The 25,166-nt window shown below is 63.8% G+C and carries 25 protein-coding genes; 13 read left to right on the plus strand and 12 right to left on the minus strand.

Annotated features, from left to right (window positions below):
• Positions 1 to 70 precede the first annotated feature (70 nt).
• The 12 genes from FJV83_RS03605 to FJV83_RS03660 all read right to left on the minus strand — a co-directional run bounded on the left by FJV83_RS03605 (position 71) and on the right by FJV83_RS03660 (position 13,672).
• Complete coding sequence (locus tag FJV83_RS03605) at positions 71 to 2,221, minus strand: penicillin-binding protein 1A (RefSeq protein ID WP_142886338.1); 2,151 nt, start codon at positions 2,219 to 2,221, stop codon at positions 71 to 73.
• A gap of 236 nt (positions 2,222 to 2,457) precedes the next feature.
• A complete protein-coding gene (locus FJV83_RS03610) occupies positions 2,458 to 3,702 on the minus strand; it encodes a Zn-dependent hydrolase (RefSeq protein ID WP_142886339.1) in 1,245 nt (414 codons plus the stop codon).
• Entirely contained in the window at positions 3,699 to 4,547 is an 849-nt protein-coding gene (locus tag FJV83_RS03615) for a BtpA/SgcQ family protein (RefSeq protein ID WP_095770777.1), read from the minus strand. The genes FJV83_RS03610 and FJV83_RS03615 overlap by 4 nt, the downstream gene beginning before the upstream one ends.
• Complete coding sequence (locus tag FJV83_RS03620; protein WP_095770776.1) at positions 4,544 to 5,455, minus strand: ribokinase; 912 nt, start codon at positions 5,453 to 5,455, stop codon at positions 4,544 to 4,546. Before FJV83_RS03620 ends, FJV83_RS03615 begins: the two co-directional genes overlap by 4 nt.
• 3 nt (positions 5,456 to 5,458) lie before the next feature.
• Positions 5,459 to 6,229: a glutamine amidotransferase gene (locus FJV83_RS03625; protein WP_095770775.1), complete on the minus strand. Its 771-nt coding sequence runs from the start codon at positions 6,227 to 6,229 to the stop codon at positions 5,459 to 5,461.
• 33 nt (positions 6,230 to 6,262) lie between these two features.
• On the minus strand, positions 6,263 to 7,351 hold the full coding sequence (locus FJV83_RS03630) for a phosphotriesterase (RefSeq protein ID WP_095770774.1): 1,089 nt from the start codon (positions 7,349 to 7,351) through the stop codon (positions 6,263 to 6,265).
• 1 nt (position 7,352) lies between these two features.
• A complete protein-coding gene (locus FJV83_RS03635) occupies positions 7,353 to 8,366 on the minus strand; it encodes an ABC transporter permease (protein ID WP_095770773.1) in 1,014 nt (337 codons plus the stop codon).
• Positions 8,363 to 9,160, minus strand: a complete 798-nt coding sequence (locus FJV83_RS03640; RefSeq protein ID WP_095786876.1) for an ATP-binding cassette domain-containing protein — start codon at positions 9,158 to 9,160, stop codon at positions 8,363 to 8,365. Before FJV83_RS03640 ends, FJV83_RS03635 begins: the two co-directional genes overlap by 4 nt.
• Before the next feature lie 94 nt (positions 9,161 to 9,254).
• On the minus strand, positions 9,255 to 10,196 hold the full coding sequence (locus FJV83_RS03645) for a substrate-binding domain-containing protein (protein WP_095770772.1): 942 nt from the start codon (positions 10,194 to 10,196) through the stop codon (positions 9,255 to 9,257).
• 140 nt (positions 10,197 to 10,336) lie between these two features.
• Positions 10,337 to 10,954, minus strand: a complete 618-nt coding sequence (locus tag FJV83_RS03650) for a cupin domain-containing protein (protein ID WP_095786523.1) — start codon at positions 10,952 to 10,954, stop codon at positions 10,337 to 10,339.
• A 158-nt stretch (positions 10,955 to 11,112) separates the two neighbouring features.
• Positions 11,113 to 12,045 carry a dimethylarginine dimethylaminohydrolase family protein gene (locus FJV83_RS03655; protein ID WP_142886340.1) on the minus strand — a complete coding sequence of 311 codons (933 nt, stop codon included), beginning with the start codon at positions 12,043 to 12,045 and terminating at the stop codon, positions 11,113 to 11,115.
• Entirely contained in the window at positions 12,032 to 13,672 is a 1,641-nt protein-coding gene (locus FJV83_RS03660) for an amidohydrolase (RefSeq protein WP_246691792.1), read from the minus strand. The genes FJV83_RS03655 and FJV83_RS03660 overlap by 14 nt, the downstream gene beginning before the upstream one ends.
• 75 nt (positions 13,673 to 13,747) lie before the next feature.
• Between FJV83_RS03660 and FJV83_RS03665 the strand changes: the two genes are divergently transcribed.
• The 13 genes from FJV83_RS03665 (at position 13,748) to ccmE (ending at position 25,165) form a co-directional block, all read left to right on the plus strand.
• Positions 13,748 to 14,635, plus strand: a complete 888-nt coding sequence (locus FJV83_RS03665; RefSeq protein ID WP_095770769.1) for a LysR substrate-binding domain-containing protein — start codon at positions 13,748 to 13,750, stop codon at positions 14,633 to 14,635.
• 150 nt (positions 14,636 to 14,785) lie between these two features.
• Positions 14,786 to 15,880, plus strand: a complete 1,095-nt coding sequence (locus FJV83_RS03670; RefSeq protein ID WP_095786521.1) for an ABC transporter ATP-binding protein — start codon at positions 14,786 to 14,788, stop codon at positions 15,878 to 15,880.
• Positions 15,881 to 15,950: 70 nt separating this feature from the next.
• Complete coding sequence (locus tag FJV83_RS03675; RefSeq protein WP_095770767.1) at positions 15,951 to 17,063, plus strand: ABC transporter substrate-binding protein; 1,113 nt, start codon at positions 15,951 to 15,953, stop codon at positions 17,061 to 17,063.
• Between the two features lie 19 nt (positions 17,064 to 17,082).
• Positions 17,083 to 17,916 (plus strand): ABC transporter permease, encoded by an 834-nt coding sequence (locus FJV83_RS03680; protein WP_095786520.1) that lies wholly within the window; start codon positions 17,083 to 17,085, stop codon positions 17,914 to 17,916.
• On the plus strand, positions 17,916 to 18,722 hold the full coding sequence (locus tag FJV83_RS03685) for an ABC transporter permease (protein ID WP_095770765.1): 807 nt from the start codon (positions 17,916 to 17,918) through the stop codon (positions 18,720 to 18,722). Before FJV83_RS03680 ends, FJV83_RS03685 begins: the two co-directional genes overlap by 1 nt.
• Positions 18,723 to 18,822: 100 nt before the next feature.
• The gene (locus tag FJV83_RS03690) at positions 18,823 to 19,545 is read left to right on the plus strand and encodes an SDR family NAD(P)-dependent oxidoreductase (RefSeq protein ID WP_142886341.1); all 723 of its coding nucleotides are present in this window, start codon (positions 18,823 to 18,825) and stop codon (positions 19,543 to 19,545) included.
• A gap of 168 nt (positions 19,546 to 19,713) precedes the next feature.
• Complete coding sequence (locus tag FJV83_RS03695; RefSeq protein ID WP_142875465.1) at positions 19,714 to 20,121, plus strand: DUF3168 domain-containing protein; 408 nt, start codon at positions 19,714 to 19,716, stop codon at positions 20,119 to 20,121.
• Positions 20,122 to 20,294: 173 nt separating this feature from the next.
• Positions 20,295 to 20,594, plus strand: coding sequence for a hypothetical protein (locus tag FJV83_RS03700; protein ID WP_095770762.1), 300 nt, complete (start codon positions 20,295 to 20,297; stop codon positions 20,592 to 20,594).
• Between the two features lie 70 nt (positions 20,595 to 20,664).
• Positions 20,665 to 21,330: a response regulator transcription factor gene (locus FJV83_RS03705; RefSeq protein WP_019857144.1), complete on the plus strand. Its 666-nt coding sequence runs from the start codon at positions 20,665 to 20,667 to the stop codon at positions 21,328 to 21,330.
• Between the two features lie 40 nt (positions 21,331 to 21,370).
• Positions 21,371 to 22,741 (plus strand): ATP-binding protein, encoded by a 1,371-nt coding sequence (locus tag FJV83_RS03710; RefSeq protein WP_179300990.1) that lies wholly within the window; start codon positions 21,371 to 21,373, stop codon positions 22,739 to 22,741.
• A 209-nt stretch (positions 22,742 to 22,950) separates the two neighbouring features.
• A complete protein-coding gene (locus FJV83_RS03715; protein WP_095786875.1) occupies positions 22,951 to 23,388 on the plus strand; it encodes a hypothetical protein in 438 nt (145 codons plus the stop codon).
• A gap of 186 nt (positions 23,389 to 23,574) precedes the next feature.
• Positions 23,575 to 24,714: a c-type cytochrome biogenesis protein CcmI gene (gene ccmI, locus FJV83_RS03720; protein WP_142886342.1), complete on the plus strand. Its 1,140-nt coding sequence runs from the start codon at positions 23,575 to 23,577 to the stop codon at positions 24,712 to 24,714.
• A 7-nt stretch (positions 24,715 to 24,721) separates the two neighbouring features.
• Complete coding sequence (gene ccmE / locus FJV83_RS03725) at positions 24,722 to 25,165, plus strand: cytochrome c maturation protein CcmE (protein WP_010915048.1); 444 nt, start codon at positions 24,722 to 24,724, stop codon at positions 25,163 to 25,165.
• Position 25,166: the final 1 nt, after the last annotated feature.

A 25,166-nucleotide genomic window follows, 5' to 3' on the forward strand; every position in this document is an offset into this window, starting at 1 on the left:
CGGCGCGGGGCCTCGTGGCAAGCGGGCGCGATGGATTTGCCTGTTGGCTTGCTCCGCGCCGAGGCCGAAGTCACAGCGCCGAGAGCGTTTCGGGCGAGGCGGCGTCGAGTTTGGGCGCGGATTGGAACAACTGCGTCATGTCCCTCAGCGTCTGCGTGGTCCGGCTGGACAGCACCGCCGGGCGTTCGGCGGCCGCGTCGGCCGCAGCCTGTTCCTCGCCCTTCTTCTGCGCTTCGGCCGCCTTGGCCGCGATCTCCTCGTCGATGAACGGCTTGTCGATGCCGGGGATCGGCTTCAGGTCGATGTTCTGGTGCGCGTAGACCATCAGGCGCTGCCACACCATCGCCGGCAGCGAGCCGCCCGTCATGTTCTTGGTCGGGGTGAAATCGTCGTTGCCCAGCCACACGGCCGCCGTGTAGTTGCCGGTGAAGCCGACGAACCAGGCATCACGATAGGATTGCGTCGTGCCGGTCTTGCCGGCGACGACGATGTTGGGAATTTGCGCGCGCCGCGCCGTGCCCATCACCGGCACGGCCGCCAGCATGGTGTTCATGGATTTCAGCGCCTGCTCGGACAGCACCCGGTGCGGGGGCGGCGCATCCTTGGTCCAATCATACACCACGTCGCCGGTGCGGGTGACAAGCTGGGTGATGCCATGCCTGGAACCGACGAAGCCGTTCTGGGCGAACACGCTGTAGCCCGTCGCCTGGTCCATCACGGTCATGCCCGAAGTGCCGAGCACCATCGTCTTGTGCGCCTCGAGCGGCGATTCCACGCCCATCGCCTCGGCCATCGCCTTGATCGGCGCGATGCCGAGATGGTCCTTGGCCAGCCGCACCGGTACGGTGTTGATCGACTTGGCCATCGCCATGATCAGCGTGATGTTGCCGGCCGATTCGCCGCTGTAATTGTGCGGTGACCAGTTGCCCCAGCTGATTGGCCCGCCTGAAATGATCGAATTGGGCGTAAAGCCGTGTTCCATCGCCGTGGCGTAGACATAGGGTTTGAAGGACGAGCCGGTCTGACGCAGCGCCTTGGTGGCGCGGTTGAACTGGCTGGCGCCGTAGTCGCGGCCGCCGACGATGGCGCGGACCGCGCCATTGGTCTCGATGACCACCACGGCACCTTCGGTGACGTTGTACTCCTTGCCGAACTGGCGCAGGTGGAACTCGACGGACTCTTCCGCGGCCTTCTGGATGTTGGCGTCGAAGGTGGTGTGGGCAACCAGCGAATGCTGGCCGGGCTTGGCGATCTTCTTGACCTCGTCGAAGGCCCAGTCGAGGAAATAGTCGGGGCTTTTCTGTTCGCCGCGGTCGACGACGTCGGCCGGATGCAGCCTTGCCTGCAGCACCTGGCCTTCGGTCATGAAGCCGGAATCGACGAGGTTCGACAGCACCACATTGGCGCGTGCGCGCGCCGCCGGCAGGTTGATGTGTGGCGCGTATTTGGTCGGCGCCTTGAACAGGCCGGCCAGCATCGCCGCCTCGGCGAGATTAAGATCCTTGACGCTCTTGCCGAAATAGAAGTCCGCCGCCGCCTCGATGCCGAACGTGCCGCCGCCCATATAGGCGCGGTCGAGATAGAGCTGCAGGATTTCCTTTTTCGACAGATTGGCTTCGAGCCACAGCGACAGGAAGGCTTCCTTGATCTTGCGCTCGAAGGTGCGCTCATTGGTCAGGAACAGGTTCTTGGCCAGCTGCTGGGTGATACTTGAGCCACCCTGGACGACCGAATTCGCCCGCACATTCTCGAAGATCGCGCGTGACAGGCCGAGTACGTCGATGCCGTAGTGGTCGAAGAAGCGCCGGTCCTCGGTGGCCAGCACCGCCTTGATGACATGGTCCGGCATCTCGTCGACCGGCACGGAATCGCGCTGGATGATGCCGCGCTGGCCGATCTCGTTGCCATAGCGGTCGAGGAAGGTGACGGCGAAATCGCCCTGGGCGCGCCAGTCGCCGGCCGTATCCTGGAACGCCGGAATGGCCAGCGCCAGCATCACCACGATGCCGCCGGCGCCGAGCGTGAAACCCTCGCTCAAAATCTCGATGATGCCGCGCCGCCAGCCCTTGAGACGGAAGCGCCGCGAGAAGATCGTCGCCGCTTCCCAGAACTGCCGGGCCTTGAACCCGATCTCGTAGAGCGAGGAATCGATCCAGGCGTCCAGCGCCAGAAGGCGCGACGCGATCGGACCTCTTCTCTTGCGCGGTTCAGGGCTGACCATTCAAAAACCCGGCTCGGCTGTGGCGTGACCTGAAAACCGCAAGCCGGCAATTTCAGGGCAGCGCCCTGTCCTGACTATTCATCCATTTTATGGTGCCCACAAGGGCTGCGAGGACACAGCTGCGAGGTTTGTCGACGAGAGGGCAGGGCAGCCATGATTGGCGACGGTCGCCACCTCGAAACCGCGCTTCGTCGACTGACTGCGATCAGCCTGTCATAGACGGGTGCTATGAATGGTCATCGCGGCGAGGCGGCCATGATGGCCGTCCGCAGCAGGACGTGCGCGCCGATCACTGCGTCGCCAGGTTCCACATACTCCGCCTCGTTGTGGCTAAGCCCGTCACGGCACGGCACGAATATCATTGCGGCAGGCGCGACGCGGGCGAGGAACAGCGCATCATGGAAAGCGCCCGATATCATCTGCTTGTACTGAAGCTGCAGGGAACTGGCGGCCTCCTCGACGGTGTTGACCATATCCGGCGAGAAGGCCGCCCCGGGCATATCGAACGATCGCTTGATCACTGCCGTGCAATGCTGGGCCTCTGCTTCCGCCGCGCAGACCTGGCGGACCTCGGCTTCTATGACATTGAGCTGCTCTGCCCGCGGATGCCTGATATCGACGGTGAAGGCCACCGATTGCGGTATGGCGTTGATCGATCCCGGCCTGGCGGCGATCCGGCCCACCGTCAGCCGCGCGCTGCTGTCGAGCGGCATGATTGTCGTTTGCAGCCTGTGTATCGCGGCAATCGCGGCGACCATCGGATCCCTGCGGTAGGCAAGGTCTGTCGTGCCCGCATGACCGGAAGTGCCCTGGATGGAGACTTCCAGCCAGCGCGTACCCTGGACGGCGGTCACGACACCGATCGGCAACTGCTCCTTTTCCAGTGATGGGCCCTGTTCGATATGCAGCTCGACATAGCCTGATATCGGCATGCCGGTTGGACGAAGGGCAGCCTCCGGCAAGGCGGTGATCGTCGCCTCCAACTCAGCTGCGAGGAGTGCACCGTCGGCGCCGACAATGGATTTCCACGCGGCGGTATCCGCACCGGTGAAGGCCATGGAGCCCATGACGCCCGGCGCGAAGCGGCTGCCTTCTTCATTGGCCCAGGCGACGACCTCGACCGGCATTCGGGTTTCAGCCCGTGCGTCCTCCAGCGCCTCGAGCACCTCGAAGGCGGAAAGCGTGCCGAGCGCACCGTCGAAGCGCCCGCCTGTCGGCTGGCTGTCGAGATGGCTGCCGATCAGGAACGGTGGCAGCGTGGCATCCGTGCCCTCGCGGCGAATGAAGAGGTTCGCGATACCGTCCTGAAAGACCGTGAAGCCGCGCTCCAGGGCCAGCTCCGCCAGGAGGCGCCGGGCCCTGCGATCCTCGACGCTGAACGCCTGCCGGTTGACACCGCCGGCTGGTGTCGCCCCGATCCTGGCGAAAGCGTCAAGCCGCCCGAGCAGTCTGTCGCCGTCAATCCGAGGCGTCAAACTCATCGCTTGAGGCCGCTGATGAAGGCCTTCACCCGCAGCGGATCGACTTGGTTCCACCAGACGCCATCATGTTTCAGCGAGCTGGCGACGATGACGCCGTCGACAATGTCGAGAATGTCGTTGGCATTTTCGGGCGTCACGCCGCTGCCGACAAGCGTCGGCAGCCCGGCCGCGTCCTTGATCATCCTGATGTAGCCGAGGTCGGCGGCGTGGCCCGTGCGCTGGCCGGTGGCGATCACCGCATCGGCATCGAAGAACACCAGGTCCTTGACCTGTTCCTCGACCGGCCGGTCGCCGACGATCGCATGGGCGCCATGCTTGACATGCGCATCGGCGAAGATGCGGATGCCGTTGGCGCGAAGCCTGGCACGGAAGCGCATGGCGCGCGCCGCCTCGCCTTCGATAAAGCCCTCATTGGCGACATAGGCATTCGCCCACTGATTGACGCGCACGAAGGAGGCACCCGAGGCGCTGGCGATCGACAGCGCGGGGATGGAGGCATTGGCGAGCACATTGATGCCGATCGGCCGGCCGAGTTCCCTGCGGATGCGGTCGGACACGACGGACATGTAAGCGGAGGTCTCGGGGCCGATATCGTCCGGCTTGGCGAAGGGCACGTCGCCATGGTTCTCGACGATCACGCCATCGCAACCGCCATCGAGATAGGCTTTGGCATCGTCGAGGCCGCGCTGGTAGATGGCCTCGACCGCCTCGCCATCGTAGCGCGGCGCGCCCGGCAGGGGCGCCAGATGCACGACGCCGATCACCACTTTCTTTCGACCGAAGATCGATTGCAGCGCGTCATCGGCGACCTGCTTGGAGCCGATGGAGTTGGGGGATTTTGTCATGCGGTTTCCGCTTCCGTCGTTTCCATGAGTATCTTCATCTCTTGCCTGTCGGGGCAGGAGCCGAGCGTGCCGGGGCGACCGACCGAAATGGCCGCGGCTCGTACCGCGATCCGCGCTGCCGCGGCGAGGCCGATCCCGGCCGCAAGGCAGCCTGAGAGGCAGCCGCAAAAGACATCGCCCGCGCCGCTGGTGTCCACCACGTCCACCTTGGGCGCCGCGAACCGGTCGATCCGTCCTTCACGGTCGGCAACCAGGCAGCCGGCCGCGCCAAGTGTCACGATCGCGCTGTCGGCGCCTTGACGGATCAATTCGCGGGCCGCCGCGGCTGCATCGCCGGTTCCGGTCAGTTGCTCTGCTTCGCCTGCGTTGACGACAGCGAGGCTGACGGCACCCAGGCACGGTGTCGAACCGACCGCAAGCGGACTCGGATTGAGGATTGTCATGGCGCCCGCGCTGCGCGCCGCTTGCAGGCAGGCTGTCGTTATATCGGGAAGAAGATTGCCTTGCATCACCGCGATGTCGCCGCGTTCGATCGACGTCGCGAAACCGCTGTCGGCCAGCGGATCGAAGGCGGCGGCGCAGCTGGCGCCGGTGACGATGAGGTTTTCGCCCCGCTCATCGACGATGATCGTCGACCGGTCGCTGGGCAGCGCCAGCATTGTCAGATGGCTGGCGTCGAGGTCGCGGCTCAGCTGTTCCCGTATCCAAAGGCCGGCGGCATCGTCGCCGATCGCCGCATGGAAACGGACATCGGCTCCGGTGCGGGCGGCGGCCACTGCCTGGTTCGCCCCTTTGCCGCCAAGTCCGTCAACATGACTGGACGCGTTCAGCGTCTCGCCAGGCCGCGGAAAGCGGCCCAGCTGAAACGTCGTATCGACGCAGACATTGCCGACGACGTGGACGCGCATGGGCTAATCCCTGGCTGTCGCCCAGCCCAGCATCTGTTCGAACAGCGTCTTGTAGCCATTCCAGGCGATGAAGCCCGGCGGCAGCCAGTGCGGCCCGACATCCGATGTCCAGGCGACGGTGCGGCCCTTGCCATATTTGCCGGTCACCAGCAGGGGCATGGAACGGTAGTCGGAAGACACGGTGGCAAGGATTTCGGCGCCCTCCTTGACAGTGACCTCGTTGAAGCCGAGCAGGATCGGCCAATCCTTGCCCAGGCCCTTCAGGATCGGATGGCTTTGAGGGCCGACAACGACCGGCGCATAGCCCTCGGGCACCTCGACGCGATCGTCCACCGGCAGGCAAGTCACCGGCAGGACGTCCTCGACCGGCGTCTTGTGGTAGCGTGCGCCGCCGTTGATGCCCTGGAAGCTGTAATAGCCGCCGAACATCAGGAGGCCGCCGCCATTGCCGACATAGTCGCGCAGCAACCGCAGCCGGTTCGGCGTCGGCTTGGAGTGGACCCAGGTGTCGGGGTGAAGCAACAGCGTATTGGCGCCAAGGTCGGAAAGCACCACGGCGTCATAGGCCGAAAGCGTCTCCATGGTCTGGGGAAAATTCCGCTGCGCTTCGTGCGCCGGCATGAAGGTGACGTCGAACGGACCATCCTTCAGCGCCGCCAGCAATTCATCGGCGCCGGTGTGATAGGTCACGGTCGGGAACTGGTCGAAGCCCTTGATGTGGGTCGCGGTCGAGACCCAGGACTCGCCGGCGAGAAGAACTTTCTTCCTGGACATGTATACTCCCTGTTTTTTGCTGTGGCCGGCAGCTCAGAGGCTCGCGGCGAACACGGTCTTTGGGTTGTCGATGAGCATGCGGTCGATTGCCGATTGCTCGACACCGTGGCGTTTCAGCCTTGGCACGAAATGCTTGAGGATGAAGCCGTAGCCGAAGCCGCCGAAGCGCGTCAGCATGATCTTCAGGAAGACGTCCTGCGACAGCAGGATCCTGTCGACCAGCCCCATGTCGATCAACGAACGGATCGCCTGCGCATTCTGCTCGTCGGAAGGCGATTGCGCATCCTGGTCGGCATAATAGAAATCCATGCCGATCATGTCGTATTCCAGGAAGGCGCCACGCGCGGCGAGGCTTGTCTGATAGCCAAGATCATTGTGGCTCGGATTCATATGGCAAAGGACCGTGTGTCTCAGATCCGCGCCTTCGGCCTCGACCACGTCGAGCACGTCATGCGCCAGCCGTTCCCAGCCGGGCAGATGGATGGTCAGCGGTACGCCGGTGATCCTGGCCGCGCGCGCTGAAGCCCGCAGCGACTTGCGTTCCTCTTCGGTGAAATCCTTGCTGACGCCGACTTCGCCGATGATGCCGGCCATGATTTCGGGCTGCGTCGAGCCGCCGCCGACATCGTTGACGAGAAATTCCGTGACGGCATCGACGTCCATCGCCTTCAGCCAGTCGGGATGGGTGTGCTGCAGGTAGAAGCCTGTGCCCATGACGATGCGCAATCCGGACGCGCGGGCAATACGCGCCAGTTTCACCGGATCGCGGCCGATGCCGATATTGGTCGCGTCGACAACCGTGTGGCCGCCCAGCGCCCGGTACCTGGCGAGCTCGGAAAGCGCCAGGTCGCTGTCGTCGAGCGAGACATTGTCGCGGTTCATGTAGGGGTTCATCCGCAACTCGCCGATGATCTCCATGCTGACCGGCTGCTCGGCGATCTTCCTGTCGTCGGGATGGCAGGGGCATTTCCAGGATGTCGAGCCATCGAGCAGGATATGCTCGTGCATCAGCGTCACGCCCATGTCGGCGATCGCGACCGGGCCGGTAACGGTCATCACGGTCCCGGAGCGAACACCGATCGGCACCCTTTGCCTTGGCGTGTTGTCGAACAAATGATCCATGTCAGCGGCTCCGCGTCGCGCCCTTGAACAGGCGGAAATTCAGCCAGATGGCAACGAGGATGATAGTGCCGGTGACAATCGGCGTCAGGAAGGGCGACATGTGCGCCAGGATCAGGCCGTTGCCGATGACCGCGACGGTCAATGCACCGAGCACGGTGCCGATGATCGTACCGCGCCCGCCGAACAGACTGGTGCCGCCAAGCACCACGGCGGCGATGACATCGAGCTCGAAACCCTGGCCGGAATTGGACGAGCCGGAGCCCAGCCGCGCGGCCAGAATGACGCCGGCCGACGCTGCCGCCATGCCCGATAGGACATAGACGAAGAGCGTCATGAAGCGCGTATCGACGCCGGCGCGGCGCACAGCCTCGGCGTTGGCCCCGATGCCGGTCACATAGCGGCCGAACGGCGTCTGGTTGAAGGCGAGATAGGCGATGGCCAGGACGACAAGGGCGAGCAAGGCGGGTACCGGCACACCGAGGAACCAGGCCCTGCCGATGTTGACGAAGAAGCTCGTCGGCTCGACCGGGATCGAATAGCCGCCGGTGATCAGCAGCGCCACGCCACGGATGACCGAGAGCCCGGCAAGCGTGACGATGAAGGCCGGGATGCGCTCATAGGCGATGAAGAAACCATGCAAGGCGCCGATCGCCGCGCCAAGCGCCAGCATGCCGACAATGACCAGCGGCCATGGCAGGCCGGCCTGCAGCGCAACGGCCGAAAGTGTCGCCGTCAGCGCCAGCACGGACCCAACCGAAAGATCGATGCCTCCGGTGGTGATGACGAAGGTCATCGCCGCCGCAACGATCAGCAGCGGCGCCGATTGGCGCACGATGTTGAGCAGATTGGGCGTGGTCAGGAAGGATCCGGTGACCAGCGAGAAGACCACGCAGACGACGATGAAGAACAGCGCGATGGAAACGACGCTGCCATTGGCTGCCGCCACATCCTTCCAGGTGCTGATGTGGGCGCGTTTGGGCGGCGAGGCGCCAACACCGGCGGAGGTGACGTTCATGGCTGTACCCCCTCGTCGCGGCTGGCGCGCGCCGATCGTGCGGTGAATTTCCGGCCGACGATCAGGTTGACGACCTCCTCGATGCTGGTGTCGCCGATCCTGCGTTCGGCGACGTTGCGGCCCTCATACATGACCTGGATGCGGTCGCAGACCAGGAACAGGTCTTGCAACCGGTGCGTGATGAGGATGACGCTGACGCCGCGGGCGCTGACGGCGCGGATGAGGTCCAGCACCGCCTCGACTTCCGCCACCGCGAGGGCGGCTGTCGGTTCGTCCATGATCAGCACCGATGGATCGAAGGAGGCGGCGCGGCCGATGGCGATCGACTGGCGCTGGCCGCCGGACAGGTTCTCGACCTTGAGCCTGGTATCGGCGATGACGATGCCGAGCCGGTCGAGCATCTCGCGCGTCTGTTCATGCATGCGCCTGTTGTCGAGAAAGGGGACGCCGAGCACGTGGCGGCGAGGCTCGCGGCCGAGGAAGAGATTGCCGGCCACATCCACCGTGTCGCAGAGCGAAAGGTCCTGGTAGACCATCTCCACCCGTGCCGCGCGGGCATCGGCCGGCGAGGAAAAGGACACGGCCTTGCCATCGATCTCGATCGTGCCGGAATCCGGAATGACCGCGCCGGACAGAACCTTGCTCAAGGTGGATTTGCCGGCGCCATTGTCGCCGACCAGGCCGAGCACCTCGCCAGGTTTTAGGTTCAGCGAAACATCATCCAGCGTCTGGATCGGGCCGTATCGTTTGGAAATACCGGTCATCCTGACGCGGCAGGTTTCGCCATCGCTCATCATGGTTCCAGTTCTCATGCGGCATGTTCAATCGGTCGCCGGGCTGCGCGACGACCACAAAGTCGATGCGCGGCCGGGCGGTCTGGGGAGGATCTTACTTGAACATGTCCTTGAACTGGCCGACATTTTCCTTGGTTACGATGGTGATCGGAACGTTAATGATCGGATCGATCTTCTCGCCCTTCTTGAGTTTGCCGAAGGCTTCGATGGCAGCCTTGCCTTCACCGGCCGGATCCTGCTGGACGACGGCGATTACCCAGCCCTCTTCGAGGCCTTGCACCGCGGATTTGGTCAGGTCCCAGCCGAACACCTTGACGTCGCCGGTACGGCCCTGGCTGGTGACGGCCGAAACGGCGCCGAGCAAGGCCGGCTCGCCGGTCGCATAAAGCGTCGTCATGTCGGCATTGGCCGTCATCAGGTTTTCGGAGGCCGACAGCGCCACGTCCTGCACGTTCTGGCCATCGACCGTGTCGAGGAAAGTCACCTTCTGGCCGCTCTCGGTGACAGCCTTCTTGAAGCCGTCCAGGCGCTGGTTCTGGATGAACGAATTGAGCGCGCCGACAACGCCGATCTTGGCGGTTCCGTTCAGCTTGGTCTTGACGTATTCGGCGTAGAACTTGCCGATATCCTCGCCGGCCTTGGTGTTGTCGACGCCGACGAAGGCGACATTGTCGCCATTCGGGATCTGCGCGTCGATGGCAATCACTGGAATACCGGCGGCCTTGGCCGCGGTGATCGCGGGCTTCACGCCGTTGACATCGATGGCGACGAGAATGATGCCGTCGACCTTCTGGGTAATGTAGTTCTCGATCGCGTCGTTTTGCGCGCTCGGCACATTGTTGGCGTTGAAGATGACGAGGTCGACGCCGGCGGCCTTTGCCGCGGCCTTGGCACCGTCATTGATCTGGTTGAAGAACAGGGCCTGCTGGTTGATGGTGACCAGCGCATAGGTTTCGGCCATGGCCGAGGCGGAGCCAAGCGCGAGGGTCATGGCGATGGCTGCGGCGCAGCCTGAAAGGATCTTGGTAAGACGCATTCCGGTTCCCCTTGGTTTTGCGGAAAAGGCCCTTGATCGGGCTCATCTGGCGCTGGGCGCAGACGCATAATTCAAGATACTTGATTTCTTGTCAAGTGACTTGAATTGGCGCTGCCGAAAGGAGATGGGGGCCGGCGAGATCAGAATGTCGCCGGCGTATTTACCCAGAAAATGCTGGCGCGTTCGTCGCCGACATTGCGGTACCAGTGCGGCAGTTCGGAGTTGAAAACGAAGGAATCGCCGGCGGACAGGCGAAACGTCTTTTCACCGACCATCAGTTCGATGGCGCCTTCCAGGAGATAGCCGACTTCCTCGCCGGCGTGCTGGATCGGGCCGGCGCTTTCACCGCCCACCTCGATATGATGGATATTGCACTGCAGAAGGTGGCCCGGCGAATAGGGAATGACGCGCTCCAGCGATATGCCTTCGCCGCGCCTGAGCGGATCGAGCGCGATCAGCGGCCGTGCTCCGGCGCGAAAGACGATGCCTTCCTCGCCATCGGCTTCCTCGAACATCCAGCCGATGTTGGTGCCGAGCACCTCGACCAGACGGTGAAGCATGGGCAGCGAGGGTGAGACCTTGCCGTTCTCGACCTTGGAAAGCAGGCTTTCAGAGCAGTTGGCGGCAGCCGCGAGCGCCTTCAGGGTCAGGCCACGCGTCTGCCGGGAGAGCTTCAACCTTGTGCCGAGCCGCAGCAGGCTGGTTGCGGTAGAGCGCTCGTCGGCGCCCTTGCTGTTGTGGCTATCGATCTTGTTCATTGGGGGGCGCGAACATCTCCGCTGGTTGGGCTGACTCGTAAAACCGATCCCGGGCGTTGTCCATCCTGTGAAAACGGACGATGCATCGGATCGAGCCTAGAACCCGTCCAGGGCAGTCTCCGCGCCCCGCCGTATAACACCGGCGGGGCAGTGATCTCTTACGCTGCTTCGCGCTTCAAGGCCTGCGCCATGCAGTGGATGCCGCCGCCGGTCTTGGAGATCTCGCTCATGTCGACGGCCGCGACCTCGAAGCCGCGCGCCTTGAGCTGGCCGATCAGCGTCTGGCTGGAGGTCGGCGCGATCACCCGGTCCTTGCCGAGCGACATGAAGTTGCAGCCGAGCGCCATCGTGTCCTGGAAGGGAACATCGATGATCTCGTGGCCCTTGCCCTTCAGCCAGTCGACGATGCCGGGCTCTGTGCAGGCGAGGCACACTGCAGTGAGCTTTTCGGCGATCGGCACCACCATCAGGTCGATATGGACATAATATTCGTCGATGAAGGCGATGCGGGTTTCCCAGCCCTCCTTCTCGAACCAGGCCTTCACCTGGCGGGCGCCTTCTTCCTGGGTGCGGGCGCCGCCGCAGCCGATCAACACCACGCCGTCCTCGATGACGTTGAAGTCGCCGCCCTCGAATGTGCCTGCCGTGACCATGTCGTAGATCGGGATGCCGAGCTTCTCGTAGGTGCGGATGGCGGCATAATTTTCGCCGCGCCGCCACCAATTGGCCATGGCGGTAATGATCGCACCGTAGGGCGTCATGACGCTGGAATCGCGGGAATAGACCTGCATCGGCAGTTCCGGCGTCGGCTCGTGCCAGTGGATGTTGACGCCGAAATGCTCGTAGGCGGCGACCAGGTCCTTATGCTGCGCCTGCGCGATCTGGATGTTGCAGGGCGCCTCGCGCAGGTGCTTGCGCGACAGCGAGCTGGTCGACAGATGCCGCAGGAAATTCGGCGATCCCAGCAGCACGTCGGTCAACATGTCGGTTTCGTTGGCGAAGCCCCACGATGTCAGCGGCTTGGTGCCGCCGGCCGGATTGCGGCGCTGCAGCGAAAACGGCTCGGCGACGATGCGATCATGAACGGTCATGCGGTTCTCCTCGTGGGCTTGTTCTCAAGAGTTGGTCGGGACCTGTCTTGCTTGGGATCCACCAGTCGCGGCCGCGCGCCGTGGTGACATATTCCGGCCAGCGGAAGTTGATCGGCGGTTCGTAGTCGCAGAGCGGCGCGATCCAGTTTGTGCCGCCAATTCCGCCGCCGGTGCGAGTGACGAACTCGTCCATCGCCGCATCGCGGGCCTTTCCGTCCTCGAGCAGGCGCAGCGCCGCCAGCGCGACCGTCTTGGCCGCACAGGCAACCATCGGATCGATCGTCGCTGAAATGCCGCCCAGCGCATTCATCACCCAGGAGGGATAGGCATGGCCTTTGGCCGAACGCAGCGCCGGACGGGCGACGTAAAAGCGTGCGGTCGGCGCATGCCAGCTCATGTCGGTGTAGTCGTCGGAGGTCGAATTCAGCTGCGAAGGCGGCAGGTCGCGGCGCAGGATCGCTTCCGCCTCCTGTGGTGCGACCAGCCGCTCCAGCTCGTCGATGAACGGGTTCTCGGTCGCGGTACCACCGGCATTGACCTGGATTTCGCGCCCGATCGCCCTGGCGGCCTCGTCCCAGCGTGGCGGCCCGACCGTCGACAGCGCTTCATAGGCGATCTCGGCCATGGCGTGATTGGCCAGCCCGGGCCGCGACTTCGATACCCAGTGGCGCTCATAACGGCAGCTGCCGATCGCGGCCGCCGCCGCCGCATTTCGGTCCAGCACGGCGGTGACCTGCTCGGCCATCCGAAGCGTCGGCACGCGGATCATGTACTGGATCTCGGCCAGCCCTGCCGGCAGATTGTCGGCCGTGGCCTGGCCCGCCGTCAGGATCGCCTCGCTGATCGACCAGCCGCCCTGATGCGGCAGCATGGAATCGCGCAGCGCCTTGGACGCCATGTACATCGTCATCAGCGCGTCGTTGGCGCCCGGCGCGCGGACCGCCGAATGCGCCTGCGGGATCGGTGCGCCATCGCCTGCGCGAACCCAGTTTTCGGGTTCGTCGCAAACAAAGCGGTAGATCATGGCGTAGGCTGCTCCACAATGCGTGTCCCAGCGCGCGGTGTTGCAGAGCGGCAGCATGTAGAAGGGATGGAAGGAGATCATGCCGGCAAGGCCGTCATAATAACCCTTGGCCGCATGGATAGGTTTCGAGCCGCGCACCTTTTCGGCCGGCTCGCCGGTAAAGCGCAACGTGCCTGGAATGCCATGGTGCTGCATCGCCGCCTTGGTGGCCAGCAGGCCGCCGAGGCTTGCCATGCCGAGCCCCGAATGCGGGTCGGTGTGGCCGCCGGCCTCGACGCCAAGGCCGGGCCGCGGCTGCTTGACCGTGACCGCGTCCTGGCAGTTGCCGGGAACCGCGTCATATTCGGCATACAGGCCGACCGTCGGCCCGGCGCCATTCGTCCAGTGGGCGCAGAAGGCGGTCGGCATGCCGCCGGAACCTTCCTCGACGGCAAAGCCCTCCCGCTTCAGTCGCTCCACGTACCACGCGGCTGACTGATACTCGCGCCAGGCGGTCTCGCCGAAATCGAAGATGGTGCGCGTCCACGCCGACAGCAGCGGCTGGATGCCGTCGAGGCAGGCAAGGGCGGTCTCTTGCGCCGATGTCGTCACCGGTTTGTCCATGCATCAAAGAAAGCAGTGAAGCGGCTCGCCAAAAAGTGATATGTTTTCCCGGTTCATGCAAATTCGGTTCACCTCTTGAGAATTCCATCCACACAGGCGCTGCGCGCCCTCGACAGTTTCGCCCGCCACGGCAGCGTCTGGCGTGCCGCCGACGAACTGCACCTTACCCGCAGCGCGGTAAGCCACCAGCTGCGGCTTTTGGAACGCGATCTCGGCTTCGATCTGCTGCAGCGCATCGGCAAGGGGGTGGCGCTGACGCCGCGTGGCCAGCGCTACGCAGCCGATGTCAGAAAGGCGCTGACCGTGCTCGGCGACGCGGGAGCGCAGACGAACGGCGCCGGCGTCGGCGGCTCCTTTGCCATCTCCTGTCCGCCCGGCTTCGCCTCCATGTTCCTGTGCACCCATATCGGCGAGTTCCAGCAGATGTACCCTGACGTGGCGCTCTCGGTGCTGACGCCGCGCCGGCTCGATGACGTCTCGAACCCGGACGCCGACGCCTTCATCGCCTTCGGCGTCGGCAACTGGCCGAACCGGGTGGTGGAGCTGCTCTGCGAAGTCCACTTCACGCCGCTCTGCAGCCCGACATTGCTCAACAAGGTCGGCGGCTTTTCCAAACCGGCGGACGTCCTGCGCGCCAACCTGCTGCATCTCTCCGACACCGAGGACTGGGCGCGCTGGCTGGCGCTGTCCAAGGTGGAAAACCCGGATACCGAAGGCGGTATCTTCTTTTCCGACATGAACCTCGTCTTCTCGGCGGCGGTCGCCGGCCAGGGAATTGCCATGGGCGACGAGCTGACCGGCCGCCGGGCGCTGAGCGAAGGCCGGCTGGTCAAGCCGTTTGAAGCGTCAGTGCCCTCGCCACGCTCCTATTTCCTTGTTTTCGAGCACGCCAAGGCCGGTCATCCCGTGCTCAACGCCTTCAGCGACTGGCTCAGGGCGAAGCTGTCGGAGAACAGACTCTGATCTGTCCCTCTTAAGGGACCCTCGATGCGGAGATTTGGCGCGTCCCGACTGCCAGACGTGAATCAAATTTGCCGATCAGGCGAAAACTATTCGGTTGCGGTGAGCCGCCAGCCTGCCTACGATTTCACCTGGGACTGAGGAAGAGGCAGGATGCAGCAACCCGGCCGGGCCGCAGAGATCAAGGCAATTGGAATCGGCAAGAGCTTCGGCTCGTTCCGTGCGTTGGACAATCTGTCGCTCAATATCGGCCGCGGCGAATTCCTGACGCTGCTCGGCCCTTCCGGTTCGGGCAAGACCACCTTCCTGATGATCCTGGCCGGCTTCGTGCAGCCGACAGACGGCAAGCTTTTCAGCGACGGCACCGACATCACCGACCGCCCGGCCGAGCAGCGCGCCGCCGGCATGGTGTTCCAGGGCTATGCGCTGTTCCCGCATATGAGCGTCGAGGCCAACATCGCCTTCCCGCTCAAAGTGCGCAAGAAATCGGCCGCAGACATCAAGAAGCGCGTCGGCGAGATGATCGAGCGCGTCGGCCTGATCGGCCATGAGAAGAAACTGCCCTCGCAGCTCTCCGGTGGCCAGCAGCAACGCGTGGCGCTCGCGCGCGCACTGGTGTTCGAGCCGGGGGTGCTTCTGCTCGACGAGCCGTTCTCGGCGCTGGACAAGAGCCTGCGCGGCCAGATGCAGGCCGAGATGAAGCGCCTGCACCAGGAAACCGGCACCACTTTCGTCTTCGTCACCCACGACCAGAGCGAGGCGCTGGCGCTGTCTTCCCGCGTCGCCATCTTCAACCACGGCAAATTGCTGCAGGTCGGGGCGCCGGATGAAGTCTACGACCGGCCGGACAACCGCTTCGTCGCCGAATTCCTTGGCGAGATCAACATGCTGCCGCTGAAGGGGGTCAAGCCTGCCGACAATGGCTCGACGGGCCTTTGCGAAGACCGCGCGGTCAATATGCACTGCAAGGCCGAGAAGGTCCGTGGCGACGCCATCCTGGCGATCCGGCCCGAGCATATGTCGATCGCGCGCGAAGCGGCCGCCGGCGAAAACGGCATCGCGGCGACCGCCATTGCCTCGACTTATCTGGGCGCCGCCACAAAGCTCGATCTGACCACGCGCCAAGGCGCGAAGGTGACCGTCTCGGTGCCGAACGAGGTTGCCGCTGCGGCACTGAGCAAAGGCAATTCCGTCTGGCTGACCTGGCCGGCGGAAAAGGGTTTCCTCCTTCCGGACGGAGGACAATGAGCACCGGCGCGGCCTGATCCGCCGCACCGGCTTCCGGACTGAAATCAACGAAAAACAAAGGGGAACTGACATGAACGACACCAAGAAACACGCCATCGAGACGCTGTCCGAAAGGACCAGACGCGGCGAGATCTCGCGCCGCCAGTTCACGCAGCTGGCAGCCCTCGTGCTTGCCGGCACGCCGATGCTGCTGCGCTCGACCGGAGCCTTTGCCGCGGCCAAGGAACTGGTGCTGGTCAATTGGGGTGGCGACGCCATCACCGCCTATGATGCGGCCTATGGCCAGGCTTTCACCAAGGACACCGGCATCACCGTCAAGATGGACGGCTCGGGCCCGACCGAAGGCGCCATTTCGGCGCAGTTCAAGAGCGGCGCGCCGACCTGGGACCTGGTCGACGTCGATCCGTTCTCGGCAATCACCCTCGGCGCCCAGGGTGCGCTCGAGCCGATCGACTACAACATTGTCGACAAGAAGAAGATGCGCCCCGGCTTCGGCTGGGAATATGCCGCCTCGACCTATTTCTTCTCCTACGTCATCGCCTATGATTCCGAGAAATACGGCAAGGACGCCCCGACCGGCATGGCCGATTTCTTCGACGTGAAGAAGTTCCCCGGCAAGCGCTCGCTCTACAAATGGGGCGTGTCGAGCTGGGAAGCGGCGCTTTTGGCCGACGGCATCGCGCCGGCTTCGCTCTACCCGCTCGACCTCAAGCGGGCGCATGACAAGATCGCCGCCTTCAAGGAAAACGTCGTCGCCTACTGGGGTGGCGGCGCCGAGAGCCAGAGCGTGCTGCTCAACGGCGAAGCTTCGATGGCCATCGTCTGGTCAACCCGCGCTTCGCTGATCGAGCAGGATTCCGGCGGCAAGATCAAGTTCATCTGGGACCAGGGCCTGATCTCGCCCGGTGCGCTGGCCGTGCTCAAGAACAATCCCGGCGGCAAGGACGCGGCGATGAAGTTCATCGCCAGCGCGCAGGATCCGCAAAAGCAGCTCGTCATGTTCGACAAGCTCGGCCAGGGTCCGGCCAACCCGGCGGCCGACGCGCTGATCCCCGCCGACAAGAAGCGCATCAACCCCGTCGATCCCGAAAACATGAAGAAGCAGATCGCGCTCGACATGGACTGGTACGCCAAGAACTACGGCGCGGCGCTCGACGAATACACCAAGATCATCTCCGCCTGATCGGCAGCGATGATCTGAGATGAGAGGCGTTCTCTCCGACAGGATGGGCGCGGCGCTGTTGATGGCGCCGCTGCTCCTGTTCCTCGTCCTGGCCTATGCCTGGCCATTTCTCGGCGTGGTGAAGTGGAGCTTTACCCTGCCGACGCCGGGGCTTGGCCAGTATGATGCCTTGCTTACCGACGATCTGGTGCAGTCGGTGTTCATCCGCACGCTGCGCATCGCGGCGATCGTCACGGTTGTGTCGGTCGCCGCCGCCTACGCCATCACAGTCGTCTGGGTGCGCGGCAGCCCGGCGCAGCGTCTCATCGCCGAATTCTGCATCCTGGTCCCGTTTTGGATCTCTGTGCTGACGCGCGCCTTCGGCTGGGTGGCGCTTTTGTCCAATCGCGGCCTGATCAACACCTGGCTGCAGTCGATCGGTTTCATTTCCGAACCGCTGACCCTGGTGCGCAATGAGTTCGGCGTCGTCGTCGGCATGACGCATTTCCTCATTCCTTTCGCGGTCTTTCCGCTGGCGTCCGCCATGCGCAGTCTCGACGACCGCGTGCTGCTTGCGGCGCGTGGGCTTGGCTCCAGCCGCACGCGCACATTCTGGACGGTGTTCGTGCCGATGACACGCTCCGGCATCATCGGTTCGGCGCTGATCGTGTTCGTCTTCTCGCTCGGCTTCTTCGTCACGCCGGCGATCCTTGGCGGCGGCCGCAGCGTGATGATCGCCGAACTGATCTATCTCAGGATCTTCCAGAGCCCGGACTGGGGGCTGGGAGCTGCGATCAGCGTCGTGCTGGTGGTGTTCGTCGGCGCGCTGATGGGGCTGCTGTTCCGCTATGTCAGACCGAAGCAGTTGATCTGATGCCGACCTATCGCCCCGGACCCGTCTCGCTGATCCTCGCCGCCCTTGTGGCGCTTTTCCTGCTGATGCCGCTGCTTGCGGTCATCCCGGTGTCGCTGACGCCGAGCCGCATGCTGGCGATGCCGACAGGCGAACTGTCGCTGCGCCACTATCGCTCGCTGATCGAGGATCCTCGCTGGCTCCAGTCGATCCTGTTGTCGATCCGCATCGGTATCGTCAGCAGCGCGATTTCCACGGTGCTGGCGCTTTGCTTCAGCCTCGGTGTCTGGATGTTCCAACCGCGCTTTACCGCAGCACTGGTCGGTTTCGTGCTGTTGCCGATGGTTGTGCCGCCGGTGGTCTCGGCGATCACGCTTTACTTCCTGCTGACCTCGATCTCCGGCTTCAGCTCGTTCTTCGGCTACGACACCTGGCTCGGCGTTGCCATGGCCCATTCGGTGATGACGGTGCCTTTCGCCACGGTGCTGATCCTGGTCTCGCTCAGCCAGCTCGACCGCCGCATCGACCTTGCCGCGCGCGGCCTTGGCGCAACTGTCTGGGAGCGCGCCACCCGCATCATCATGCCCAACATCAAGTTCGGCATCATCACAGCAGCGCTTTTGTCCTTCGTGCTGTCATGGGAAGAAATCGGCGTCACCCTGTTCATCACCTCGGTCAACGCCATCACGCTGCCCCGCCTGATGTGGATGGGCCTGCGCGACAACATCGACCCGGCGATCGCCGCCCTCTCGGTGATCCTGATCATCATCACGGTGCTGGTGCTGGCGGTGCGCAGTGTGATGACCAGGCAGAGCGCAGGGCACTAGACAAACCGCACTGAGGCGCGGCCGAGCCTGGCTCGTCTCCTCGACTTCATTCACGATGCGGCGCTAAATATACAAAGCACTGGCGTTTTCGTGGGAGGTGATGATGTCGGTGACGTATGATTTTGCGGGCCGAACAGCAATCGTCACAGGCGGCGCCCGTGGTATCGGCCGAGCGATAGCCCACAAGCTCACTTTGAGTGGAGCGGACGTCTGGATCTGGGATATTGAGCCCGTCGAGCTTGAAGGCACACGCTCTCTTTCAGTGGACGTGACGAAACGCGAGAGCATCATCCAAGCGCTGACCATCATGGGTGAAGTCGGGGTCGACATTCTCGTCAACAATGCGGGGTGGCTGGGTGGCTATAAGCCGTTCGAGGAATTCGAACCGGCGGAATGGCAGAGAATCCTGCAGGTCAACCTTCTTGGTACGTTCGAGGTAACGCATTGCGTGCTCCCGCTTATGCGACAAGCGGGCAAGGGTCGTATCGTCAACATGGGATCCCTTGCCGGGAAAGAGGGACTGCCGAGCCTTGCGGCCTATTCCGCGGCCAGTGCCGGTGTCATCGCTTTTACCAAAGCACTGTCGCGTGAGGTCAGCGATACCGATATTCGCGTGAACTGCATCGCCCCGGGTCCGATCGATACGCGCCTTATCCGGGACCTCGGAAATGAGACCGTCGACGCGATGATATCGGCAAGTCCGCTGAAGCGGCTCGGCGATCCGAACGAGGTAGCGGCGCTCGTGGTGTGGCTTTGCTCGGATGCCTGTGTGTTCAACACCGGCGCTGTTTTCGATATGTCGGGCGGCCGAGCTCGATACTGACAGAGATTGCGGAAATCAAAGTCTTATTTTCGAGATCATCGGCGTTCATCATCGCGCCGGGGCGAATCATGCGATATGGCGCAGGCTTGACGAGCGGGTACGCCTCGCGTGAATTTGCCAGTATGACGAAACGCTTGCACAAGGCATGACAGGCGAGGGGGACGATAAATGACCGCGCCCGGCGATTTGCTGCAGGCACTTTTTCTAAGGCTCAAAAGCGATAAGGCGCTGTCTGCCCTGCTTGGTGGCGCCGGGCTGCTCGAACGGGCGACGGAAAATGCCGCTTTTCCCTACGTGACCTTTGGTCAGACCACCGCCTTCGACTGGGACACCGGCGCCGAGAACGACGACGATCAGTTGATTACGCTGCATGTCTGGTCGAAAGCCCATGGTGACGACCAAACCCTTGCCATCATGGCCGCCATCAAGGCCCGCCTTGCCAACGCCGCACTGGTGGTCGGCCGGCGCGGCAAGACGCGGCTGTCGCTTGAATTCACCGAGGCCCGGTACGACGAGGAACTCCTCGTGCATCACGGGCTGCTGCGGTTTCGCGCGCTGACGCAGGAAAATGCCTGACACGCTTCCAATCCGGCCGAAACGGAGTCTAGACTGGCGTCTGCGGGATTTCGTCGCGTCGGGGCGTCGAAATCACGGTCGGTCGTTTCGCGTTCATGGGGTGTAGCGGGCATGGTTTTCGCATCGATCACCGTTCATTTCACGTTCAGCACCGATGCGTTACAACGCGGACCATGAAAACGCTTCGCTCCCACTTTCGAACCGCGACCCTGGCGCTCTGTGCCGCCGGGCTCTTCGCGTCGCAGGCGACGGCGATGTCGGTGATCGCGCCCGAACAGTCCAGCCCGATCGTCCTGGCCGCATCCGACTGCTACGCGATCGGCCAGCAGGTGGCCGAGCAGAATGGCGGGACGTTGGCCAAGGCCTCGCAGTCGACACGCGGTGGCCAGCCGGTCTGCGTCATCGTCGTGCTGGTGCCTGGCAAGGACGGGCAGCGTCCGCGCCGTTCCGAAATCGTCGTTCCGCAGAACTGACCCACCGTTTCCCAGGCTGCCGGAATCGGCCTATATCTGAACCAGTCCTTCAAAAGGTATCGATCTCCGCATGCGCGTACTCGTCGTCGAGGATGACAAGGATCTCAACCGGCAGATAGCGGACGCGCTGGTCGACGCCGGTTATGTCGTCGACCGTGCCTTCGACGGCGAGGAAGGCCATTTCCTCGGCGACACCGAACCCTACGACGCCGTCGTGCTCGATATCGGCCTGCCGCAGATGGACGGCATCAGCGTGGTCGAGCGCTGGCGCCGCGGTGGCCGCAAGATGCCGGTGCTGATCCTGACGGCGCGCGACCGCTGGAGCGACAAGGTCTCCGGCATCGATGCCGGCGCCGACGACTATGTCACCAAGCCGTTCCACATCGAGGAAGTGCTGGCGCGGCTCAGGGCGCTGATCCGCCGCGCCGCCGGCCATGCCTCGTCGGAACTCACCTGCGGGCCGCTGCGCCTCGACACCAAGGCCTCGAAGGCCGATGTCGACGGCGTGCCGCTGAAGCTGACGTCACACGAATTCCGCCTGCTTGCCTATCTGATGCACCATATGGGCGAGGTGGTCTCGCGCACCGAACTGGTCGAGCATCTCTACGACCAGGATTTCGACCGCGATTCCAACACCATCGAGGTCTTTGTCGGGCGGCTGCGCAAGAAGATGGGCATCGACATGATCGAAACCGTGCGTGGCATGGGCTACCGCATGCGCGAGCCGGAGGCGTAACTCGGAACCGCTCAAACCAACCGCAAGGGCGCCGCTTTCGCTGCGTTTGTGGCCGCGTTCGCTGACGTTCCGCGTGATCGCCTTTTCCACTGTGTGGGCGATCCTGACCCTTGTCGTCATTTTCACCCTGATCACCACGCTCTACCGCCAGGCCAGCGAGCGCGGCTTCGATAGCCTGCTTTCAGCGCATCTGTTCAACCTGATCGGGTCCGTTGGCATTTCCGACACGGGTGCGCTTACCGGCGCCCCGGACCTTGGCGACCTCCGCTTCTCCGAGCCGAATTCCGGTTGGTACTGGTCGGTCGAGCCTGCCTCGGAGGGCGTGCATGGTGACCTTCATTCGTCGTCGATGACGAGCAAAATTCCGTCGCCAAGCGTCGCCGAGGTGCCCTTCAATGCCAGCTTCCAGCGCAGCTATTCGGCCGAAGGCATAGACGGCGAGCAGCTCGAAGTGTTCGAGAGCGAATTCGTGCTCGATGCCAAGAACCGCGCCGCGCGTTTTCGGGTGATGGGCAACCAGAGCGAACTCGAACAGGAAATCGCCACCTTCCAGCGCCGCCTGCTGACTTATCTCAGCCTGTTCGGCGTCGGCATGATCGCCATCAACGCCATTGCCATCCTGCTCGGACTGCAGCCGCTGCGCCGGGTGCGCAACGCCCTTGCCATGGTGCGCGAAGGCACCGCGCAGCGGCTCGACGGCCGCTTCCCTGCCGAGATCGAGCCGTTAGCCAACGAAACCAACGCCTTGATCGAAAACAACAAACGCATCGTCGAGCGCTCGCGGACCCAGGTCGGCAATCTCGCCCATTCGCTGAAGACGCCGCTTGCGGTGCTGCTCAACGAAGGCAGGGCGCTTGGCGGCGCCAAGGGACAATTGATCGCCGAGCAGGCCGCCTCGATGCAGAAGCAGGTCGACCATTATTTGCAGCGCGCCCGCGTCGCGGCGCAGCGCGACAGCGTCGTCTACCGTACGCCGGTGGCGCCGCTGGTGCAGCGCATGGTGCGGGTCCTGCAGAAGCTCAATCCGCAGACCAGCCTGTCGCTGTCCCTGCCGGCCACCGAGATCGTCTTTGCCGGAGAGCGCGAGGACCTCGAGGAACTGCTCGGCAATCTTCTCGAAAATGCGATGAAATGGGCAAAAAGCGCGGTCTCGGTCACGGTGGCCCCCCTGGCCGGCAAGGACGACAATCTTTTCGAGATCAGCATCGACGACGACGGTCCCGGCATTCCCGAGGACAAGGCGCGCGACGCGCTGAAGCGTGGAAGGCGCCTGGACGAGACAAAACCGGGAACAGGTCTGGGACTTGCCATTGTCGCCGACCTCGTCAACGAGTATGGAGGCGTTCTCGCGCTCGAACGGTCCGGCCTGGGTGGATTGAAGGCAGTGGTGCGCTTGCGGAGCCTTCAGTGACGCTTCCCCGGACCAACCGACAGCGATGGAAGGCGTTTGTTATGGCGGCATATCGATTGATCCCGGAGCAACCCCCGATTGCTCTCGAACTTGCCGGCAGCGGCCAAATTTCCGACAAATATCAATACTATGGCCACGCCTACTTCTCCGATGACGCGGCCCCCGGCGCATCCATGGCAGGCTCCAACTCAAGAAAACCGGTTGTTGGCATGAAGATTCGCGTCGCGCTCGTTTCCGCATTGCTGGCCGTCTCCGGCTGCACCACCTTGAGCGGCAAAGGTCCCACCGTGACGCCGACACCGGCCTCGACGCCTCCGACAAGCGGTAAGGTCACCAAGTCGATCATTTCGGCAATGGACGGCGGCCTCATCGGCGGCTCGATCGGCAATGGCCTCAGCGACGCCGAGAAGCACAGCGCGCTCGAGGCTGAATACAAGGCGCTCGAATATACGACGAGCGGTCAGAAGGTGGCGTGGAAGGGCGATCAGGCTTCGCACTATGGCGAGGTGGTTCCGGCCCAGCCTTATCGCGTCGGTTCGCAGGACTGCCGCCAGTACACGCAGACGGTGTTCACCGGCGGCGCCGGGGTGACGGCGCGCGGAACCGCTTGCCGCAATGCCGATGGCAGCTGGACGCCGCTGACCTGACAGCTCGCATGTCGCCCAAACTGCGCAGCGGTTTTGGGACAACGACATGCACAAACAAAGACCGAACCGGCTTCGATTGGAATCCGGCCGGTTGATGTCGATCAAGGACGTCAGGCGCGCTGACCGTCAAAGCGTCGCAGGATGCCTGTGTTGGCAGGGCAGGGCTCTGTCGTTATTGGAAGAACCATGCTGTTCTGGGTCATAGCCGCGATACTGACGCTCGGCGCGAGCCTGGCGGTGCTGCTGCCGCTGGCCGCGGGAGCCAAGGGCGCGTCATCGAGTGGCGATCACGATCTGGAAGTCTATCGCGACCAGTTGTCCGAGCTTGACCGCGACGCCGGGCGCGGCTTGATCCAGCCGGCCGAAGCAGCCGAGGCGCGCGCTGAAATCGCGCGCCGCATCCTGCGCCTCGACAATGCCGATACGGCCGGCAAGGCATCGGCGCGGCAGGCGTCGGTCACAGCGCGGCTTGTCGCGACCGTGGCCGTGCTGGCGGTGCCGCTGGTCAGCTGGGGTGTTTACAGCCAGATTGGCTCGCCTGACTTGCCGGCGCAGCCGCTCAGCCAACGGCTGGCCAAGAACCCGGCCGACAGTTCGGTCGACGAATTGGTTGCGCGGGCCGAGGCTCATCTTGCCGCCAACCCGTCCGACGGCAGGGGATGGGACGTGCTGGCCCCGGTCTATCTGCGCATGCAGCGCTTCTCCGACGCGGTCGCCGCGTACCGCAATGCCATCCGCCTCGACGGCGACAGCGCTGTTCGCCAGGCCGGCCTCGGCGAGGCGATTGCCGGTGCGGCGGGCGGCATTGTCTCCGCCGATGCGCAGGATGCCTTCGAGGCGGCGCTGAAGCTCGATCCCGCCAACGCAAAAGCCAGCTTCTACCTGGCCATGGCCTTGGCGCAGGAGGGACGCAACAAAGACGCGACCACGGCCTGGCAGGCGATGCTGGGCACTTTGCCGCCGGATTCGCCATGGCGCAGCGCCGTCGAGCAGGCACTGGCCAAATCCGCCAATCCCGAAGTCGCTTCCGGTGCGGCCGCGAAGGGCCCCGATGCCGCGGATATCGACGCCGCATCCTCCATGTCGCCGCAGGATCGCGAAGCCATGATCAACACCATGGTCGCGGCTCTCGACGAAAAACTGCGGCAAAATCCGCGCGACGCGGAAGGATGGATGCGGCTCGTTCGTTCCTATGTCGTGCTGGGCAAGGCCGATCAGGCGCGCGAGGCGCTCGGTCGCGCCATTGCCGCCTTTGGCCCGGGCAGCGACGAAGCCAAGAAATTCACCGCCCTTGCCGCCTCGCTCGGCCTGACGGCGACGGAGTAAACGTGTCATGACACGCAAGCAGAAGCGATTGTCGGTCATCGTGGGCGGATTGGCCTTCCTGGGTGCCGCCACCGGGCTGACCTTCTACGCGCTTGGCCAGAAGGCTTCCTATTTCTACATGCCGGCCGACCTCACCACGGCGAGTGTCCAGCCCGGCCAGCGCATCAGGCTCGGCGGTTTGGTCGAGAAAGGCACCATCCAGCGCGGGCAGGGCGCGACGGTCGCCTTTTCGGTCACCGACACGCACAAATCGGTCAAGGTCACCTATACCGGCATCCTGCCCGACCTCTTTCGCGAGGAGCAGGGCGTCATCACCGAAGGCAGTTTCGGTCCGGACGGCGTCTTTGTTGCCGACAGCGTGCTTGCCAAGCATGATGAGCGCTACATGCCCAAGGAAGTGGCCGACGGGCTGAAGGCCAAAGGTGTCTGGCAGGAGAGCAAAAGTGAGTGAG

This window comes from Mesorhizobium sp. WSM4307, assembly GCF_007003945.1.
Lineage (GTDB): Bacteria > Pseudomonadota > Alphaproteobacteria > Rhizobiales > Rhizobiaceae > Mesorhizobium.

Coding starts and splice junctions, on each gene's coding strand:
- FJV83_RS03695 (WP_142875465.1), top strand. CDS start 19,714: ATGACCGCGCCCGGCGATTTGCTGCAGGCACTTTTTCTAAGGCTCAAA.
- FJV83_RS03610 (WP_142886339.1), bottom strand. CDS start 3,702: ATGAGTTTGACGCCTCGGATTGACGGCGACAGACTGCTCGGGCGGCTT.
- FJV83_RS03620 (WP_095770776.1), bottom strand. CDS start 5,455: ATGCGCGTCCACGTCGTCGGCAATGTCTGCGTCGATACGACGTTTCAG.
- FJV83_RS03645 (WP_095770772.1), bottom strand. CDS start 10,196: ATGCGTCTTACCAAGATCCTTTCAGGCTGCGCCGCAGCCATCGCCATG.
- FJV83_RS03670 (WP_095786521.1), top strand. CDS start 14,786: ATGCAGCAACCCGGCCGGGCCGCAGAGATCAAGGCAATTGGAATCGGC.
- FJV83_RS03640 (WP_095786876.1), bottom strand. CDS start 9,160: ATGAGCGATGGCGAAACCTGCCGCGTCAGGATGACCGGTATTTCCAAA.
- FJV83_RS03630 (WP_095770774.1), bottom strand. CDS start 7,351: ATGGATCATTTGTTCGACAACACGCCAAGGCAAAGGGTGCCGATCGGT.
- FJV83_RS03615 (WP_095770777.1), bottom strand. CDS start 4,547: ATGACAAAATCCCCCAACTCCATCGGCTCCAAGCAGGTCGCCGATGAC.
- FJV83_RS03650 (WP_095786523.1), bottom strand. CDS start 10,954: ATGAACAAGATCGATAGCCACAACAGCAAGGGCGCCGACGAGCGCTCT.
- FJV83_RS03690 (WP_142886341.1), top strand. CDS start 18,823: ATGATGTCGGTGACGTATGATTTTGCGGGCCGAACAGCAATCGTCACA.
- FJV83_RS03705 (WP_019857144.1), top strand. CDS start 20,665: ATGCGCGTACTCGTCGTCGAGGATGACAAGGATCTCAACCGGCAGATA.
- ccmI (WP_142886342.1), top strand. CDS start 23,575: ATGCTGTTCTGGGTCATAGCCGCGATACTGACGCTCGGCGCGAGCCTG.
- FJV83_RS03635 (WP_095770773.1), bottom strand. CDS start 8,366: ATGAACGTCACCTCCGCCGGTGTTGGCGCCTCGCCGCCCAAACGCGCC.
- FJV83_RS03655 (WP_142886340.1), bottom strand. CDS start 12,045: ATGACCGTTCATGATCGCATCGTCGCCGAGCCGTTTTCGCTGCAGCGC.
- FJV83_RS03680 (WP_095786520.1), top strand. CDS start 17,083: ATGAGAGGCGTTCTCTCCGACAGGATGGGCGCGGCGCTGTTGATGGCG.
- FJV83_RS03685 (WP_095770765.1), top strand. CDS start 17,916: ATGCCGACCTATCGCCCCGGACCCGTCTCGCTGATCCTCGCCGCCCTT.
- FJV83_RS03625 (WP_095770775.1), bottom strand. CDS start 6,229: ATGTCCAGGAAGAAAGTTCTTCTCGCCGGCGAGTCCTGGGTCTCGACC.
- FJV83_RS03700 (WP_095770762.1), top strand. CDS start 20,295: ATGAAAACGCTTCGCTCCCACTTTCGAACCGCGACCCTGGCGCTCTGT.
- FJV83_RS03660 (WP_246691792.1), bottom strand. CDS start 13,672: ATGGACAAACCGGTGACGACATCGGCGCAAGAGACCGCCCTTGCCTGC.
- ccmE (WP_010915048.1), top strand. CDS start 24,722: ATGACACGCAAGCAGAAGCGATTGTCGGTCATCGTGGGCGGATTGGCC.
- FJV83_RS03675 (WP_095770767.1), top strand. CDS start 15,951: ATGAACGACACCAAGAAACACGCCATCGAGACGCTGTCCGAAAGGACC.
- FJV83_RS03605 (WP_142886338.1), bottom strand. CDS start 2,221: ATGGTCAGCCCTGAACCGCGCAAGAGAAGAGGTCCGATCGCGTCGCGC.
- FJV83_RS03715 (WP_095786875.1), top strand. CDS start 22,951: ATGAAGATTCGCGTCGCGCTCGTTTCCGCATTGCTGGCCGTCTCCGGC.